Raw genomic sequence first — 16,026 nt, 5'->3', positions numbered from 1 at the left:
CGGCCTTGACACGGGCGAAGAACGCGGAGAGCGCCTTGTCCAGACGGCGCAGCGTGGCCTGCTAGGAGGAGAGCGATCAGCGGCCCTGCCCCTCGCTGCCCTCGGCGCGGATGTGCTTCAGATCGGCGAATGCTCACCTTACTTGATGCTCACCCTGGCCTTGCCATAGGCGATGCAGCGGTGCTCCAGCGCGGCTTACGGTCCAGATCTTGTCGCCAAGGCCTGCAATGCGCCGCTAGCAATGCCTATGATGTTGGCCGCGAGGCCAACTACCGCCAACACGGTGTTACTTGAATCAATAAGTAACAACGTTGCAAAGCAAACGACTCCCACCAGCGACACCATGGCAGTTATCCATAGAACTCGCCTCACATTAATGAGCTGTCGAACACTATTATGCACGGCGAGATCTCGCGCAAGCGGAGGATAGTCAAAAGCGCCAGGCGGCATCGCAAAATAGAGAGACCGCTCCGGGAATTCGCGATCAACCCGGTGTCGCAACTCAAAGGCGTAAACATGGAAACCGCCAACAAGACATACTAGCAGCACACGCGCCATAAGGATCTTCGGCAAACCTGTAACGTCCACGAAGAGTTTGGCTCGCCCCGTCTCCGCTACCTGCTTAGCTAATAGATCGGGTAACTCATCCAACGATACGACCTCAGTGGATCTTGAGTTCGATTTCAAGTTGGCAGCAAGTGTTGCATATTGCCCGGCAGTCCGAGCGTCGATCTCCACGCACCTTTTCTCATAGGTCCCGCTGGCTAGATCCTCCAGGGCCAGCACAATAGTCTCGACAAAACTTGTTTGCGGCCCTTCAATCATTGCACCAGTAACAAAAACGAATTTAAAGTCGGAGATATTGTGCTTGTCACTCAGATACGCTAGGGCATTAAGATAGGGCCCCACATCATTCGAGCAGACAAATATTAATGCAGCACTCATTAAAGTTCTCCCGAATCGGCGGCAATGACCCTGTCTTTGCCGGACGCCTTAGCGAGTTTAAGAGCAAAATAGGCATCTCGAAGCGTCCGACCATATCCGCCAGAGAATGTAAAGTCCGTTCCGTCTGTCGCATTCCGGATTATCCTTATTACGCTAGAGATCTCGGCCTTCGATAGCTCCAATAGGAGACTGTCACCACCGCGGAGTAGCGCAACGACAGACGAGCAGTCTTCGATATCTCGATAAATTTTATCAAGAACGACACCAAACGCTGACGCGAACGCCCTGAGGCCGTCGACGTTCTCCGTTAACATGCGTAGTTCTAGATGACGGCCGATGTCATCACCATCAAGGGCCAGGAACCACTTGTCCACCACCCTGCACATCTTGCCAGAAGACTGGCTCTGATAAAAGATTCGGCCTACGAGAGGCTGCCAACTTATAGCCCCCCCCCGCTGGGACGGTCCCCTCCCTCACCCGGTCTACGAAGGTTGCGGCGCGCGCACCGTATACGCACCTGGTACCGTGCTGCACATCGTCCGCAAAGCGCCGGGACAGATCGGGTTCGCGGTGATCGAACGGCGATGGGTCGTCGAACGATCCCTGGCATGGCTGACCAGCCACCGCCGCCTGGCCCGCGACTACGAACGCCACCCCTCCACCGCCGAGGCCATGATCCGCTGGGCCGCGATAAGCGGCATGGCACGCCGCCTCACCCGGGGAAGCGCCGCAGCCCGCCAGCAGCGTTTCACCCTTACTCATCCAGCAAAGTAGCCCTTCTCAAACATGTTCTTAGAGAGCGGACAGGCAGGGTGCCACAAGGGCCATTTTGGCATGATCGAATGGAGTGCTTAAGCGAGAGCTCATCTTTCCACTTGGTGTCCCGTGACAGCATGGCGCGTGCCGCGTTCTCGCTTACGATTCTCACCGCCGATTTGGTGTGCCCCGAGTTCCGTGGGGCTGAATTACTGGATCTCATGCCACGGTGGTGGGGTCGCGTCCGAGATGCGGTGTAAAAGAGAACGAGCGTAGGTTGCCGTGCTGAACCGACCAAAGTTCGCACAACGCAAGGACCTACGCTCGTGGCACGCACACTACCGCCCGTTCAGGCCATCCGCGCCGAGATCGACGCCCTGTTCGCCGAGGGCCGTGACCTGGTCGAGGTCATCGAAGACGTCGCCCGTCTCGGTGCCCGCCTGATCATCCAGACCGCCGTCGAAGCCGAGGTGGACGCCTTCCTCGGCCGCGCCCGATACCAACGGGCCACCGCTGCCGACGACGGCCGGCAGATCGTACGGCCCGGTCACCGCAACTGGCACTGCCCGACCACGATCAAGACCACCACCGGTCCGGTCACCATCGCGCGCCCGAAGTTGCGGGGCACCACCGAGAAGTTCACCTCCAGCCTGTTCGGCACCGGCGTGACCCGCACCAACGCGCTGGAGACACTGGTCATCGCCTCGTTCGTGCGCGGCTTGTCGGTACGCGACGTCGAGGGCGCCCTGGCCGACGCCCTCGGCCCGGAGGCCGCGCTGTCCAAGTCGACGGTCTCAGCCATCTGCCAGGCCATCGTCACCGAGTACGACGCCTGGTGCCACCGCGACCTGCGCGGCGTCGAGCTGGACTATCTCTTCTGCGACGCCTTGCACTTCAAGATGCACGATGGGCAGCGCGCCGAACCCATCCTGGCCGCCTGGGGCATCACCACCGACGGCAAACCCGTCTTCATCGACCTGGCCCCGGCCGCCGCGGAATCCACCGACGCCTGGCACGACTTCCTCACCGGCCTGGCCACACGCGGCCTGCGCCCGCCACTGCTGGTCATCTCCGACGGCGCACCCGGCCTCATTACCGCCGCCGAGCAGGTCTTCCCGGCCTCGCTGCGTCAGCGCTGCGTGATCCACAAATGCCGCAACGTCCTATCGAAGGTCAGCGCCGGCGATCAGGCCGAGGTCAAGGCCGCCTTCTGGGACATATTCGACACCAGCGGGCTGCAACAGGGCGATCAGGAGATCGAGCCGGGCCACGACCTGGTCACCTGGGTGCAACGGCGCATCGACGCCTTCGCCGATACCTGGGGAGGGCTCGCTACCCGGCGGCGGTCAAGAGCCTGCTGGCCGACCGCGCCTCGCTGACGACCTACCTGCGCTTCCCGCTTGAGCACCACAAGCGCATCCCGCCACTCCAACTTCATCGAGCGGACCTTCGGTGAGACCCGCCGCCGGGTCAAGGTCATCGGCCGCTTCCCCGGCGAGACCTCCTGCGTCAGCCTGGTGTGGGCGGTTCTCGACCGGGCAGCCCGCGGCTGGCGCGGCTTCACAATGACCTCCAAGGGCCTGCGCATCCTGCAGGACCTGCGTCGAGTCCTGCTTACCCCGCCCAGCCGGCTCCGCCCGGCAACCACCCCAGCCACCGACTCGACACCCGAAACGGCAGCCGCCTAAGATCAACCGACGGCACCTACCTCGTTGAGCTTTTACACCGCTCCGAGGACGCGACCCCGGGGCGATGAGGACGTGGGCTAGTTGCTGGGGAGCAGGATGGCCATGGGTTGCGACCCCTCGCAAGGGCGATGAGGACCCCACGGTAAAGGCGCAGGTGGGGAACGGCAAAAGCGACACGCTGGAGGAGGGTTTTGCAGTGAACCTCCGGTCGTGCAGAAAACCCGGGAGGTCTGCTGCAAAAACATGATCAACAACGTCCTCCACGAGGGTCAGCGTACGCCACTGAGACGGGCCGCTAAGCGCCCACTGGGGTACCGGATCAACGCGATACCGAGCCGCGAACTGCTCCAGAGACCCAGAGGCAGACGCGGAGAACCCCTTTCACTTGCCGCGCTCGCCACGGTGGATCATCCAGGCGAGGAGCAGGCAGGTGACGATCCACAGTCCGGCTATTGCCAGCGCGGTGTGGTGGCCGTGCACGAGGTGTCCTCCCGATTGTGGATCGCGGCCGGAGGGTGGTGGAGTGCTCTCCGCCGGAAGAATTACGAGCCAGAGGGGCAGGGGTGGTCGGCGTGGCGGTTCGGGGAGCAGCAGATGACGGCGGGGGTGGTGAAGTTCCCGCCACGGAGCCAGATCCCCCACTGCACATCGACACCGTCGGCAAGGTGCTGCTCGGCGAGTTCCAGCCGGAAGTCCAGCCCGACGCGGGCTTCACCGCCCGGGTGCAGGAACGAGGGCTCCGCCGCGCGGTAGCGTGCGGCGAGCCAGGTCAGCGCGTCGGGCACGGTGGCCGGCGAGGCCGCGATCCGGGTGCGCGGCTTGAGCAACCAGTCGCAGGTCCGCATCGGCGGCAGCGGTGACGCCATGAACCCCGGGTGCAGCGGGCGCCGCTCACCCTCGCGCGCCCGTTCCGCGCCGGGCCCGGTCCAGGTGTAGCAGTGCAGGTGCATGGCGACTCCCCCACTTCGTACAGTGGTAGGCGGTCCCTGCCTGTCGCTAGCGGGCAGGGGCCGCCTACCATGCGAATCGCTAGATGGTCATCCCGGCGGCGCGAAGCTCGTCACCGGTGAACCGCAGGGGCGCGGCGGCCGGGTTCTTGCTGTCGCGCAACGCGAAAGCGTCGGCGACACCGGGAATCGGCGCGACCTCCACGCAGGCCTCACCGCCCTCGGTCCCGTTGTTGCCGCCGCACCGGCGCTGGTATCGCGCACCGGTGAGGTCCTGCTGGTAGAGGTCCATCAGGACTCCTTTCGGACAGGTCCGGCGGTTCCGCCGGACAAGGTGGGCACCCTCCTCATGGAGGACGCCGGCCCGGTCGAAGGGCAGGGGGAAGTCTTCGACCCGGGAGTCTGCGGGGTCTATACGGCGTCGCCGAGCAGGACGCGCCGCCACAGCTCCCTGGCGTGGACATGACGCATCCGCTCGGTCTCGACCCGGCCACCCGGCCCGGTGCGCGCGATGTACATCTGGCCACCGGCCGCGATCAGGTAGTAGACCGTGCACCGGCACTGGCACGTCCAGCGCAGCACGCGCTGGCACCCCTGGTGCGGCCGAGGTGACTACCATCGGATGGACTCGGCCGTCGTGTTGGGGCGTGGGAAATGCGGTCCGTGTTCCGCGTGATCCGTGGGCGCGTTCATATCTGGGAGGCAGCGATGCTCTCCTGCTCAGAGATGGCGCGCCGCACTTCAACCTCAGTGTCGCCGTCTACAGTCCGCGCGGCACCGTCACGCGCGGCCTGCGCATCGAAGGGACGGTCTCGGGTGGCCCACCAGCGGCCGTGGTCCGACCGCCAGATGTGCCATCCCTCCGTGAAGCCACGCAACACCGTGCGCAGAGCGGCCAGGCTGTCCGCGCGGTGCTGCTGATCCCCCTTGGTGGCCGTCCACCCGGCGGTCGCGTGGGTGAAGGACCATCCCGGAAACTCGTGTTTCGTCTCAGCAAGCAGACGGCCCATTACGGCGTCTTCCTCGTCGGTCAACATCATGACCGTGACCGTAGAGTGACTCACTGTCACTGAACCGAACAGCTAAGTACGAACTTTGAGTTCGTCACATGGCGATGCGATGACGGTCAGCGAGGTGGCGCACTTCGGATGCCCATGACGGGCGGGCGCGCAGCCCCAGGGAGCGGATCATGTCCCTCAGGCTGAGCTTGTAGTCCAGTTCCTCGGGGCACTCCCGCTCTATCCGCAGCAGGTACACCAGGCTGGCGGCGTCGTCCCCGGTGTCCTCGCAAGCGCGGGCGACGTGGCCAAGATGGGTGGTACGGCGCTCCAGCGACGGGCTGCGACTCACCTCAACGTCATCAGCGATTTGCAGCAGGGCCTCCGGCCGCCGCTGCTCGTACGCGACGCTGGCCATATGAATCGCCACGTTAGTCGGCCCGAAAGCAAATCCGCCGTAATTGACACGTTCGTCTACCCGGCGGGCCAGGGCCAGCGTGGGGCCGGACAGCAGCTCCCGCACCGCCTGTTCCTCGCCCGTGCGGGTCATGGCAATTGCAGAAAGCAGATGAAAGGCGCCGTAAACGGCCAAGTGTCGCTCGTCGCCGTCGTGCAGTTCCGGCTCCATGAACTCCATGCCTTTTCGGGCTACGTCCGCAGCGACCTCCGGCATATCGTCGGCGAGCACGGACTGCCCCAGGTTCCACAACGCGCCACCGATCATCAGCGGATCCTCCGCTTGCTCGGCATAGCGCATCGCACGGTCCGCGGCAAGGTGGGCCAGGTCAATGCGGCCGAAGTGCTTGAGCACGCCCCGGGCGAGAATGTAGGCATCGGCGGCGACGCCGCAGGCCCGCCGTTCGGCGTCGGGCCTGCCGCTGCTGTTCAGGATGAGCCGCTCAACATCGCTGATGAGCTTGGGTAGCTGGTTCATGAGGATGGAGTACCGGCGATGTGATCCCATCCAGGCCGCACGGGCGGCTGTAACGCTCTCGGCCAGTTGGTCGACGTCGGGCGGCTCGGCGTCATCGCTCAGCGTCTTGTAGGTGAACAGCGCGCGCTCGATAGGACCTACACCGACCCGGCCAGGCTCCTGACTCTCCCGCGGGCTCTCCCCGAGCAGCACGGCGGTACGGACGCCGAGCGCCTTGGCGATCTCACGGAGCAGGGGCAGCGAGGGGATTCTCTTGCCCTGCTCGATGAGCTCGATATGGCGAACGGTGCAGCCGGCCCGCGCGGCCAACGCGGTGGTGCTCATGCCCATCCGCTGCCGCTGAAGACGAATCATGTTGCCGGTGTTGTTGTCGCCCATAAGCCCCGCACCTCCTGAGACCTCGACACTCTCAGGCTAGGTGCAGGGCGTCTTGTTGTCTCGGGCCTTGGACATGCCATACGGCACGAGTGACCGAATAAGAAATACAGCCGATCGGGGACACGGCATTTGTCGGGTTGATTCACCGATAGGACCCGGGCAGGGGCGATGAAGACCTCCTCGCCATCAGCATCATCTCGTGAGGCGCTCGGTTGCGACCCCTCGTAGGGGCGATGAGGACCTTCGCATCGACTGGGCCGGCCACTTCCGTCCCGAGTTGCGACCCCTCGTAGGGGCGATGAGGACCGGGCTGCTGGTCATCGGCACGGTGGACGAAAAGATGTTGCGACCCCTCGTAGGGGCGATGAGGACCACCCCGGGCATCCAGACCTACACGGGGCTGTCGGCGTTGCGACCCCTCGTAGGGGCGATGAGGACACGACACCAGACGCCTGGGCAGGCTCCTCGGCATCACGTTGCGACCCCTCGTAGGGGCGATGAGGACCCCACGGTAAAGGCGCAGGTGGGGAACGGCAAGATGGACGCGGTAGAGCCGGTTTTGCAGTGAACCTCCGGTCGTGCGGAGAACCCGGGGGGTCTGCTGCAGAAACATGATCGTTCGCCCCGCTGTAGCCGTTAGATTATGTCGCTCGGGGCGGGTTGCGGGACGCCCCATTCCTGGCGTTCCGGGGTGGTGCCGGGTGGGAAGGTGAAGACGAGGACGCTGTCGTAGCCGGCGTCGATGACGCCTTCGACGCCGTGACGGAAGCGGCGTAGCTGGGCCGGGCTGAGGGCGCCCTCGAAGACACTGCGCTGCACGTGGTGAAGGTACTGGCGGCAGAGCCGCAGGATCGCGGCGTTGCGTTCGGCGAGGGTGTCGTAGACCACCACCACATACACCGACGATCACCACCAGATCTTGAAGGGCTTGTACGGGGTGCCTTCCAGGCAGGTGCGGGTGAGCTGGAGTGCCTCCAGGTACAGCAGCTCGTCGTAGGCGACGTTCCGGCCGAGGGTGCGGTGCTGGACGGTGACGGCCAGCTCGTCCCGGACGGTCTGCACGACGAGCTTGCGGCCGGACTCGCTCAGCATGGCCTGGTTCACCTCTACATCGAAGTGGGCCGGTTTGAGCTGGCCCCGGCCGGCCAGGCGGAGAAGTAATCGCTCGGCGAACATGGGCTTGAACACCTCGGCGAGATCCAGCACCAGCGAGTGGCGTTGCCGTTCCATGCTGCTGTGCAGGAAGGCGACGCCGGTGTGCAGCGGCGTCAGGCGGATCGCCGAAAGCACGCGGGCATAGATGATGCCGTTGACGTAGCTGACGAAAGCGTTGCCGGCGTTGAGCGGCGGGCGGCGGCTGCGGCCGCCGAGTCGCAGCCATTCGGGGAGGCGGGTGTCCAGCACCGCCCAGGCGGAGCGGCGGAAGGTGCCTTCGGCGCCCATGAGTTCCTCGCGGGTGGTGGCGCCGGCGACGGAGGTCTGCAGTACTTCCATCGGCCGGGTGAGCAGCTTGCGGTCGACCACCCGCCGGACGTTCGCTCCGGCGCTCAATACCAGCGAGCGGGCGACCGCGAGTGACGCCGCCGGGTCGCCGGCCAGCCTGGCCTGGGCGATGACGGTCTGCCCGGAAGTGCTGGTGTCGGAGGTCAGCAGCGAGCCGGCGTAGTCTCCGTACGCGCTGAGGAAGTGCACGTTGATGCGGTGCCGGTTGAGCAGGCCGATAACCGCGGTGTTGATGTCGACGGATTCGCACGCGACGATGTCCCGCACGTCGGTGACCGGAATGTGCACCGGGGAGCCGTCCACCCGTTCGATACGCAGTGACTGGTCCTTGCGGCGGATCCGGCAGGCGGTGGTGAGCCAGTAGGTCCTTGCGGCGGTGGGCATCTACTCGTTCCAGCAGTAGTCGAGGTAGGAGCACCCCTTGCACCGCGAGCGGGCGAGGAGGGGTGGGGAGGTGGCCGCGGACACGACGTCCAGGACCTCGGCGATGTCGGCTTCGGCCTGGGCGGCGGTCTCGGGCGTGTAGTGGACGCGTTCGGTGCGCCGCGTCTTGGGATAGTGCAGGATTCCGCCCTGCGCCGGCACGCCGATGGCGTGCAGCCGGTGGCAGTAGTGGATGGCCTGCGCGGTGTCCGCCCGGCTCGGCCGGGACGATGACTTGACCTCGTGTACCCAGGCGGCGCCGTCCAGGTGGTCCAGCTTGGCCGCCCCGAGGTCGACCGGTGAGCTGCGCGAGTAGGACGTCTCGTGGACCGCCTCGCCGAGTTCGACGGTGGCGTTGAGGTACTCGGGGCGGAACCCGCGCGCGTAGAGCCACAGCTGGCGGCGACAGTGGTAGAGGTACTTGACGTGCACTCCGCCCACGTCGTCGGCGTCGATCACAGCACGTCACCCGACTGACGGTTCGGCCGGCACCCTGGACAGATCACAGCACCTCGCCTGCCTCGTATCTCTGCGCGGCCGGGCCGTGTACCTGGCCGAGGCCGAGCCGCTCGTCGTAGTCGGCGTTGACGATGCGCGCACCGATCCGCTTCTCCCAGGTGGTGAGCGGCGTGGTCCAGTGCGGCATCGGGACCAGGTAGCGTTCGGCCAGCAACCGGCCGGCGGCCGCCGAGCCGTCAACCTGTCGCAACGCCGCCTGGTAGGCGTCACGGTCCTGTTCTAGGACGGCTTCGGTGCCATCGAACAGCTTGTCGAAGAGCTGCGCCAGGTCGTCCCGGGCGACGAAGGGGTGCGCGAAGCGCAGGAACGCGTCCTCGAATGTGACGCGGCTCCGGGTCACCTCCGCGTACCAGTCGTGGCCCCACGTGGAGTCGTACACCTCGTCCAGCCAGGTCCGGGCTTCTCCCTCATCGACGTCGGCCCCTTCGTGCCGGCCGAGGATGCGCCAGGTGATCTCAACCGGTGCTCCGAGGTAGACACCGTCGGCGTGCTCGGGACCACCGCCCTTACGGGGCGCGAAGGCGGCCGGGTGGACGATGACGTCGGCGGGTGGCCGGGCGGCGATCCGGTTCACCCGGCCGAACCGCTGGAGGAGCGCCTCCAGCGGCGCCGCCGAGGTGAACAGGACGTCGAAGTCCACGTCCAGGCTCACCTCCACCACCTGGGTGGCCACCACCAGCCCGCCGCGGCGCGGCCGGTCGACGCCGAAGCGCTCGGTGATGGCCTGCTCCAGCGCGGCCCGGTCCATCCGGCGGAAGCGCGAGTGCAGCAGGTAGGCGTCCTCGGGCTCGCGGCCGGAACCCTGGGTCAGCTCGGCGTACAGGTGCTGGGCGTCGGCCACGTTGTTGGCGACCACGAGCACCGCCCGCCCGGCGTCGAGCGACCGGCCGATCTCTTCGATCGTCGCGGGGTCGGTGAGATGCCGGTCGCGCAGCCGCAGCCGGTGGCGCCGCCGGGAATCCGTGGTGTCGGCTTCCACCAGCTGGACGTCGCCATGGAGGGTGTCGCGGAAGAGCGCGGTCAGCGCGTCCGGCAGGGTGGCGGACAGCACGGCGATCCGGCCGCCGAGCCGCTCCCACAGCCGGGCCGTGGCCAGGATGTAGCCGAGCCGCCGGGGGTCGTAGGCGTGCAGCTCGTCCAGGACGAAGACGGAGTTGGCCGCGTCCACCAGGATCCCCGCGTGGGCCGGTCCGGCCAGCGCGCCGCGCAGGATCTGGTACGGCGTGCCCACCCGGAGGGTCTCCTGGAACAGCCGGGTGGCGGCGGCCCGGGAGGCCGCCTTTCTGGCCGCCGTGGCCTCGGCCTCGTCGCCGTCCTGCGGGCAGATGGCGGTGGACAGGTGGTAGGACCCGGCCCGCGAGTGCATCACCCCGACCGCGCTCTCGTCACCGAGCAGCCGGCCCAGCCGGCCGGCCATGGCGTTGATCGAGGCCAGGTAGGGAAGGGTGAAGAAGACCCGCGGCACGCCGCCGACCCGGCCGGCGGTCGTGACGACCTGGGACGCCGCCCACAGCAACCCCGATTCGGTCTTGCCGGACCCGGTGGGCGCGCGCAGCAGCAGATGTCCATCGACCTCGGCCGCCCGCGCCTGGTGGGGGTACAGCGCCCGGCCCTGATCAGTGAACTTCTTCTCCAGCAGCGAGCGGAATCCGGCGCCGAGCGGCTGGCGGGTGTCGAGCCGTCCGTGGGCGGAGGAGACATGATCGGCCAGGGTGACGGCGCCCTGGAGTAGGACGGCGGTCAGCCCGGTGTCGGGATCGACCGGCAGCTCCCAGGTGTCGAGCAGGTGGTGGAACACCTGCCAGGATGCCTCGACCAGGTCACCGGCACCGGACGAGGCGGGAAGGACCGGCAGGCCGGCGGAGGCGGCGGTGCCGGCCAGCCAGGTCGTCAGCTCTGCCACCGCCTCCGGCGGGATGGGGTGCAGCCGCTCCCGCCACTCCTCGACCGGGACGGCGTAGAAGGGGGTGAGCGGTCCGCGGCCGCCTTCGAAGGACCGGTGGTGGGTGACCACCCCGGTGGCGACCCAGGTCAGCAGCGGTCCTTCCGCGATCAGCCGGGGAAGGAAGCCGAGGGACACGACCTCGTGGCGCTCCCCCCAGGACCGGATCCTTCCGGCGAGCATGGCCTGGAACCCGTCCGGTACCTTTCCGGCGTCGTGGCAGAGCGCGGCCAGCCGCACCGCCGTCCAGAAGATGGCGCCAGTGACCTGCTCCGCCACCGCGATGCGTCCAACGCGTTCTTCCAGCGCGCCGGCGCCGGCCAGGGTCGCCGCGAGGTGGCCGGTCAGCAGCTCCTTTGGTGAGCTCTTGGCCAGCATCCGGCCCAGCGTCGCCGTCATGCGATCCGGGCCGGATGCACCGGCGGCAGCAGCGCGACGGCGCGCCCCTCCTCGTCCGCCCAGTCGGCGGGCACGATCGTCGTCGCGGTGCCGGAGGCGTCGAAGCGGTAGGCGTCCCAGCGGGTCCGATCCCGGTGCGCGGACACCGCGGTCGGCAGCCGGAGCAGCGTGCCGGCCGCGGCTTGATCAGGTGCGGGCGAGTCCGGTTCGGGCAGCAGCGCCGCCGCCTGGCGGCCCGGTCCGGGACGCAGGGCGACCGGGCGGGTCGCGACGGCCACCAGATCCTGGCTGCGACCGAGCCGGAGGGGCCAGACCGGCCGGCGCAGCCGCCTGGACCATTCGGCGAGCCGGTCGAAGATCCACACGGTCAGCGTGACGTCCACCAGGAACCCTCGCTCCCGGGGGGTGGGGTCCGCCTTCTTCCCCGAGCCGTCCAGCGGGTGATAGGTCTCCAGGTCGACCCCCTGGCCGCGCGCGTGGAAGGCCATGGCGAACCGGAACTCCGGATCGACCGCCGGCCAGCCGCCCGCCGCCGCGGCCAGCATGCCGCCGACCGTCGACGGCGGCGGGCACGGCAAGGCCACCTGCACTCCCGCGTACAGCGGGTTGCGGAAGGAGGCGATCGGCGCGGTAACCGTCACCTCCAATGCCTCCAGGCGGGTCATTCCTTGGGGTCCTCGAACCAGCCGTCCCGCTCGCCGCGCTCGATCCGGGCGGCCAGGTCGCCGAGCAGGACCCGCGGATGGTCGATCACCAGGCTGCCCGCCTCGACGAGGTCGGCCAGGTCCGCCTTGACCTGGTCGCGCTGGTCACCGAGGAAGCCGGGCGCCCAGCCGAGCAGGACGGGGCCGTCCAGCTCGTCCGCCCAGGCCGCCATCTCCGCCCGCAGTACCTCGCCGTCGAACCGGGTGCGCTCGTTCCGCACGCCCAGCACGCGGGTGAATGGGTTCACCCCGCCCTTGACCGGAGCCAGCAGGACAAGTCCCGGCGTGCGGTCGCCGTAGTGCAACGCCTGCTTGGCGCCGCCACGGACGGCGGTAAGCGTCCGCAGCAGCAGCGCGGCCCGCCGGCGACGCTCGGCGATGTCCAACCGGAGCGCCGAGCAGCCGCGGAAGGTGAGCCGCTCCGCGCCGGCCGCCTGGACCTCCTCGGCGGCGGGCGCGGGCAACGCCACCTTCAAGCCGGCCCCGTCGACCTCGAACACCCCGATGCGGGGCAGGTCCAGCAGCACGTCCGCCGCCAGCTCGGCGCTGTAGAACTCGTGCTCGTGGATGACCGGGTTCTCCCCCGCCGCGAAACCGCGGCTCATCGTGCCGAAGTCCTTCTGCGGGGTGCGCGGGGCGACCGAGATCAGCGTCCCGGTGGCGAACACGGTGTCCCGCTGGCACGTCTTGGTCTTGTCGCCCTTGACCGCGACCATGTAGCCGAACAGGTCGTCGTCCACGTACTGGTCCGGCCGGCCGGCCGTGTACGCCTGCTGCTTCTGGCCGGTGCCGGCCCGGGTGACCAGGGAGACCGGTTCGCCGGGCGGCAGCGAGTCGCGCACCCAGCGGCGGAACGCCTGCGCCGACACGTACGGATGCACGGCGCGGCCGACCCGCAACTGCTTGACCCGGGCCACGTTGTCCTCGCCCAGCCCGTTGTTGGGCGCCCCGGCCACCACGTCCAGGGCCACCTTGCCCACCAGATAGGTCATCTACGACTCCTCGCCGTTCAGGAACGCCTTGTCTTCGGCACGCTCCAGGTCCTCGTCCTTGAGGGCCGCCGCGACCTCCGCACCGTCCGCCGGGCGGAAGTCCAACTCGTGCAGCCGCTGGACGACGGACACGGTCAGTAGCTGGCGGTGGAACCAGGCATGCTCCACCTCGGGGTCGAACAGCAGCCGGAACTGCTCCTCGGTGATCAGTGGGCCCTCGATCGGGCTCTTAGGGTCCAGCAGGGCGTCCAGGTTGCGACGCCTCAGCCAATGCTGCATCCGCGACTTGTCGCGCACGGTCGCGTTGAACTGCCGGAGCGCACCGGCCGAGTTCTCCGCCGCCACCCAGGCGGCCACCTGACGGCCGGCCGCCCTGATCTCGTCGGTCTCGTGCTGGTTCATGGTCAGTACCTCGGTGACTAGGGAGAAGCACAGTTCGGCCAGGTCGGCCGTGTCGTCCCGGACGACCCCACGGTCCAGGCCCGCGATGAGATACCGGGCGCATGCTCCGGCGATCCGGTCCGGGGAGCGGAAGGCGTTACGCGCCAGGCCGACGATCCCGGGCGTGCCGGGCCGGGCGTGTGCTCGTAGCAGCGCGGGGAAACCTCGCCGGCGGGGCGGCCGGGCCGACCGCCGCAGCCATTCGGCGAGCGGCTGCTCCATCGACTGGATCTCCAAGGTCTGGCCCCGGTTGTTGTTGCTGAAGACCATCAGCTCCACCCCGGCCGTCATCCGGTCCTCGTGCCCGCGAAGCGCTTGAAGCGCGACCACCTCACGGGCCGGGATGCCGCTGCTGTCGGGTTTCCCCAGGGCGATCAGCATCTTGTTGCGCTCGACCCGCCGCGACAGCGTCCGGGCCATGAACTTCTCATCCCAGCTGTACAGGGCGATGGACGGCCCGCCGGTCAACCGGCACCCGTACGGCAAGGCGTAGAAGGCGGACAGGCAGGGGTGGCAGAGCGCCATTCCAGCGTGGCCGCGTGGCGTGCTGTTGCGGTACAGGTCACTCTCGGCCAGCGGGACGTCCACCTTGCCGTAGAACCCGACTGCTCGGCGTCCGCACAGCACACAGGCCGCGTCCGGCCAGGATTCCGGCGCCGGGCACTTCCGCCACGTCTGGACCGCTTCGGTGACCGTCGCGTCGTCCTTCTTGGCGTTGCTGAGATGGTTCATCTTGGAGTTCGGGAAGAACGACATACTCGCCTTGAGCCAGAATCCGTTGTCCCGCTTGGTGTTCCGGACCAGCGCGGCGTGCAGCGCGTCTTTGGTCATGGTCTTCACGGCCTGGTCGAGCGCCTCCGGGGTCAGCCGGTCCGGCGTCGGCACCCCGCCGAGCACAGCCAACGCGTACGCGCCGACCCGCTGCAACGGGTGTGCGGTGAGCCGGACCGGTGATAGTGCGGCCTCGCGGTCCGTCACGCCGTGACCCAGCCGAAGCCGGCGGCGTTCGCCTGCCCCAGGCCCCAGCTCCAGATCGCCTGCAAGGTCTCCGGCGGGCCGGTCAGCTCGACCTCCACCGGGGCGCCCGGCTTGAGTCCGTGACCGACGGAGAACGAGCGCTTGGCGCCGATCCACGAGATGCGCGTCAGCGACACCTCCGGGTCCAAGCCCAGCGTCTCGGCCTTGCGGCGGAGGTTGCGCTGGAAGAACACCGGGAACTCGGTGTCCGCCGGCAACAGCCACGCCTGGCGGGTGGACCGGGCGCCCGTCTCGTCACGGCCGGTGCCCTTCATCACCACCGGGGTGGTCGTACGGAACCGAGCCCGGCCGGACGCGAACGACGGCGGCTCCACGATGGCCACGCTGAGCACCCGGAAGGCCGCCCCGCCCCAGTCGAGCAGTTCCCGCCGCTTGACGCCCTGGGCCAGCACGTTCACCACCTCGAACAGCGGGCTGCCCAGCTCCACCTGGCCGCGCCCGCCGACCGCGTACCTCCCCTTCGCCTTCGCGGCCCGAGGGAACACCGGGGCTCCGTGACCCAGCGGTACCATGCCGTACGGCCCTGCGCCCGCGGCGTGCAACTGCCGGCCGACCGCCGGCGCCTCCCGCGCCAGCAGGTCGTAGATGAGCGACCGCCCCGGTGCCAGGACCTTCGGCCACGGCAGCTCCGTAGCCGTGGTGCTGACCTCGACCCGCACCCGCATTCCGCCTCCCCTTTCCTTCGCCGTCACCCAACACAGACGGACGGAAGTCACCGGAGACGCGCTTCGACGCGTTTCCGCAGGTCTACGTGCATCCACCGGGATACGATCGAAGAGAGTCCGCCGCGAGCAGCCAGCTCGACACGCAGGAAGAGGATCATGAATTTGCAGCAGACCTCCCGGGTTTTCTGCACGACCGGAGGTTCGCTGCAAAACACCCCGCCAGCGCGTCCCTCTTGCCCTCCCCCACCAGCGCCTTTACCGTGGGGTCCTCATCGCCCCTACGAGGGGTCGCAACACCATCTACCTCGACACGCGCCCCCTGATCAGCAGTCCTCATCGCCCCTACGAGGGGTCGCAACCCGCGAGCTTCACCCCGCCGTTCCCCGGATTCCAGTCCTCATCGCCCCTACGAGGGGTCGCAACTTGTTGACGCTGTCGGACGACGAGCGGCTGCTGCCGTCCTCATCGCCCCTACGAGGGGTCGCAACCGCGTCAGCGAAGCGCGTGACTGACCGTTTCACGGTCCTCATCGCCCCTACGAGGGGTCGCAACGCGCCGTCCAGCTCGCCGTTGGGGGTGATGTACTCGTCCTCATCGCCCCTACGAGGGGTCGCAACGAGTACAGCCCCCCGAACAGGGTGTTGTCGAGGCTGGTCCTCATCGCCCCTACGAGGGGTCGCAACACGTCTGGCCGGCGCTGGTCCCGGTGACCGCCACGGTCCTCATCGCCCCTACGAGGGGTCGCAACCGCGTA

Annotated in this window: 16 protein-coding genes, 1 pseudogene and 2 CRISPR repeat arrays (1 of these 19 running past the window's edge); of the genes and pseudogenes, 2 read left to right on the top strand and 15 right to left on the bottom strand. The window is 67.9% G+C overall.

Annotated features, from left to right (window positions below; genetic code table 11):
* Positions 1 to 195 precede the first annotated feature (195 nt).
* Positions 196 to 945: a hypothetical protein gene (locus Sru01_RS08220; protein WP_203983281.1), complete on the bottom strand. Its 750-nt coding sequence runs from the start codon at positions 943 to 945 to the stop codon at positions 196 to 198.
* Complete coding sequence (locus tag Sru01_RS08215) at positions 945 to 1,322, bottom strand: mCpol domain-containing protein (RefSeq protein ID WP_203983280.1); 378 nt, start codon at positions 1,320 to 1,322, stop codon at positions 945 to 947. The genes Sru01_RS08220 and Sru01_RS08215 overlap by 1 nt, the downstream gene beginning before the upstream one ends.
* 148 nt (positions 1,323 to 1,470) lie before the next feature.
* Here Sru01_RS08215 and Sru01_RS36675 point away from each other — a divergent pair, with 148 nt between their 5' ends.
* Together Sru01_RS36675 and Sru01_RS08205 are read left to right on the top strand one after the other, a co-directional pair.
* Positions 1,471 to 1,719 carry a transposase gene (locus tag Sru01_RS36675; RefSeq protein WP_203983279.1) on the top strand — a complete coding sequence of 83 codons (249 nt, stop codon included), beginning with the start codon at positions 1,471 to 1,473 and terminating at the stop codon, positions 1,717 to 1,719.
* Positions 1,720 to 2,027: 308 nt separating this feature from the next.
* Positions 2,028 to 3,389 (top strand): annotated as a pseudogene (locus Sru01_RS08205) (IS256 family transposase).
* A 542-nt stretch (positions 3,390 to 3,931) separates the two neighbouring features.
* On the opposite strand, the gene Sru01_RS08195 reads toward Sru01_RS08205, so the two are convergent.
* The 13 genes from Sru01_RS08195 to Sru01_RS08135 form a co-directional block, all read right to left on the bottom strand.
* Entirely contained in the window at positions 3,932 to 4,339 is a 408-nt protein-coding gene (locus Sru01_RS08195) for a hypothetical protein (protein WP_203983276.1), read from the bottom strand.
* Between the two features lie 79 nt (positions 4,340 to 4,418).
* Entirely contained in the window at positions 4,419 to 4,628 is a 210-nt protein-coding gene (locus Sru01_RS08190; protein ID WP_203983275.1) for a DUF397 domain-containing protein, read from the bottom strand.
* Between the two features lie 119 nt (positions 4,629 to 4,747).
* Positions 4,748 to 4,918: a hypothetical protein gene (locus tag Sru01_RS08185; protein ID WP_203983274.1), complete on the bottom strand. Its 171-nt coding sequence runs from the start codon at positions 4,916 to 4,918 to the stop codon at positions 4,748 to 4,750.
* Between the two features lie 107 nt (positions 4,919 to 5,025).
* On the bottom strand, positions 5,026 to 5,376 hold the full coding sequence (locus Sru01_RS35400; protein WP_239137107.1) for a hypothetical protein: 351 nt from the start codon (positions 5,374 to 5,376) through the stop codon (positions 5,026 to 5,028).
* 64 nt (positions 5,377 to 5,440) lie between these two features.
* Entirely contained in the window at positions 5,441 to 6,646 is a 1,206-nt protein-coding gene (locus tag Sru01_RS08175; protein WP_203983273.1) for a helix-turn-helix domain-containing protein, read from the bottom strand.
* 211 nt (positions 6,647 to 6,857) lie between these two features.
* A CRISPR array of direct repeats spans positions 6,858 to 7,151; the repeat unit is 30 nt; unit sequence GTTGCGACCCCTCGTAGGGGCGATGAGGAC.
* Positions 7,152 to 7,282: 131 nt separating this feature from the next.
* On the bottom strand, positions 7,283 to 7,546 hold the full coding sequence (gene cas2, locus Sru01_RS08170) for a CRISPR-associated endonuclease Cas2 (protein ID WP_203983272.1): 264 nt from the start codon (positions 7,544 to 7,546) through the stop codon (positions 7,283 to 7,285).
* 6 nt (positions 7,547 to 7,552) lie between these two features.
* Complete coding sequence (gene cas1 / locus Sru01_RS08165) at positions 7,553 to 8,533, bottom strand: CRISPR-associated endonuclease Cas1 (RefSeq protein ID WP_203983271.1); 981 nt, start codon at positions 8,531 to 8,533, stop codon at positions 7,553 to 7,555.
* The gene (locus Sru01_RS08160; protein WP_203983270.1) at positions 8,534 to 9,031 is read right to left on the bottom strand and encodes a CRISPR-associated protein Cas4; all 498 of its coding nucleotides are present in this window, start codon (positions 9,029 to 9,031) and stop codon (positions 8,534 to 8,536) included. It lies immediately after the preceding gene.
* 43 nt (positions 9,032 to 9,074) lie between these two features.
* Positions 9,075 to 11,432 (bottom strand): CRISPR-associated helicase Cas3', encoded by a 2,358-nt coding sequence (cas3, locus tag Sru01_RS08155; RefSeq protein WP_203983269.1) that lies wholly within the window; start codon positions 11,430 to 11,432, stop codon positions 9,075 to 9,077.
* The gene (cas5, locus tag Sru01_RS08150) at positions 11,429 to 12,097 is read right to left on the bottom strand and encodes a CRISPR-associated protein Cas5 (protein ID WP_203983268.1); all 669 of its coding nucleotides are present in this window, start codon (positions 12,095 to 12,097) and stop codon (positions 11,429 to 11,431) included. The genes cas3 and cas5 overlap by 4 nt, the downstream gene beginning before the upstream one ends.
* Positions 12,094 to 13,128, bottom strand: coding sequence for a type I-B CRISPR-associated protein Cas7/Cst2/DevR (gene cas7i, locus Sru01_RS08145; protein WP_203983267.1), 1,035 nt, complete (start codon positions 13,126 to 13,128; stop codon positions 12,094 to 12,096). Before cas7i ends, cas5 begins: the two co-directional genes overlap by 4 nt.
* Entirely contained in the window at positions 13,129 to 14,547 is a 1,419-nt protein-coding gene (locus tag Sru01_RS08140; protein WP_203983266.1) for a Cas8a1 family CRISPR/Cas system-associated protein, read from the bottom strand.
* Entirely contained in the window at positions 14,544 to 15,272 is a 729-nt protein-coding gene (locus tag Sru01_RS08135; RefSeq protein WP_203983265.1) for a CRISPR-associated endoribonuclease Cas6, read from the bottom strand. Before Sru01_RS08135 ends, Sru01_RS08140 begins: the two co-directional genes overlap by 4 nt.
* Before the next feature lie 265 nt (positions 15,273 to 15,537).
* A CRISPR array of direct repeats spans positions 15,538 to 16,026; the repeat unit is 30 nt; unit sequence GTCCTCATCGCCCCTACGAGGGGTCGCAAC; it runs 1,121 nt beyond the window's last position.

The organism is Sphaerisporangium rufum, from assembly GCF_016863395.1.
GTDB classification, from domain to species: Bacteria; Actinomycetota; Actinomycetes; order Streptosporangiales; family Streptosporangiaceae; genus Sphaerisporangium; species Sphaerisporangium rufum.
The sequence above is the reverse complement of the archived record's forward strand: the minus strand, read 5'-3'. Positions and strand labels throughout refer to the sequence as shown.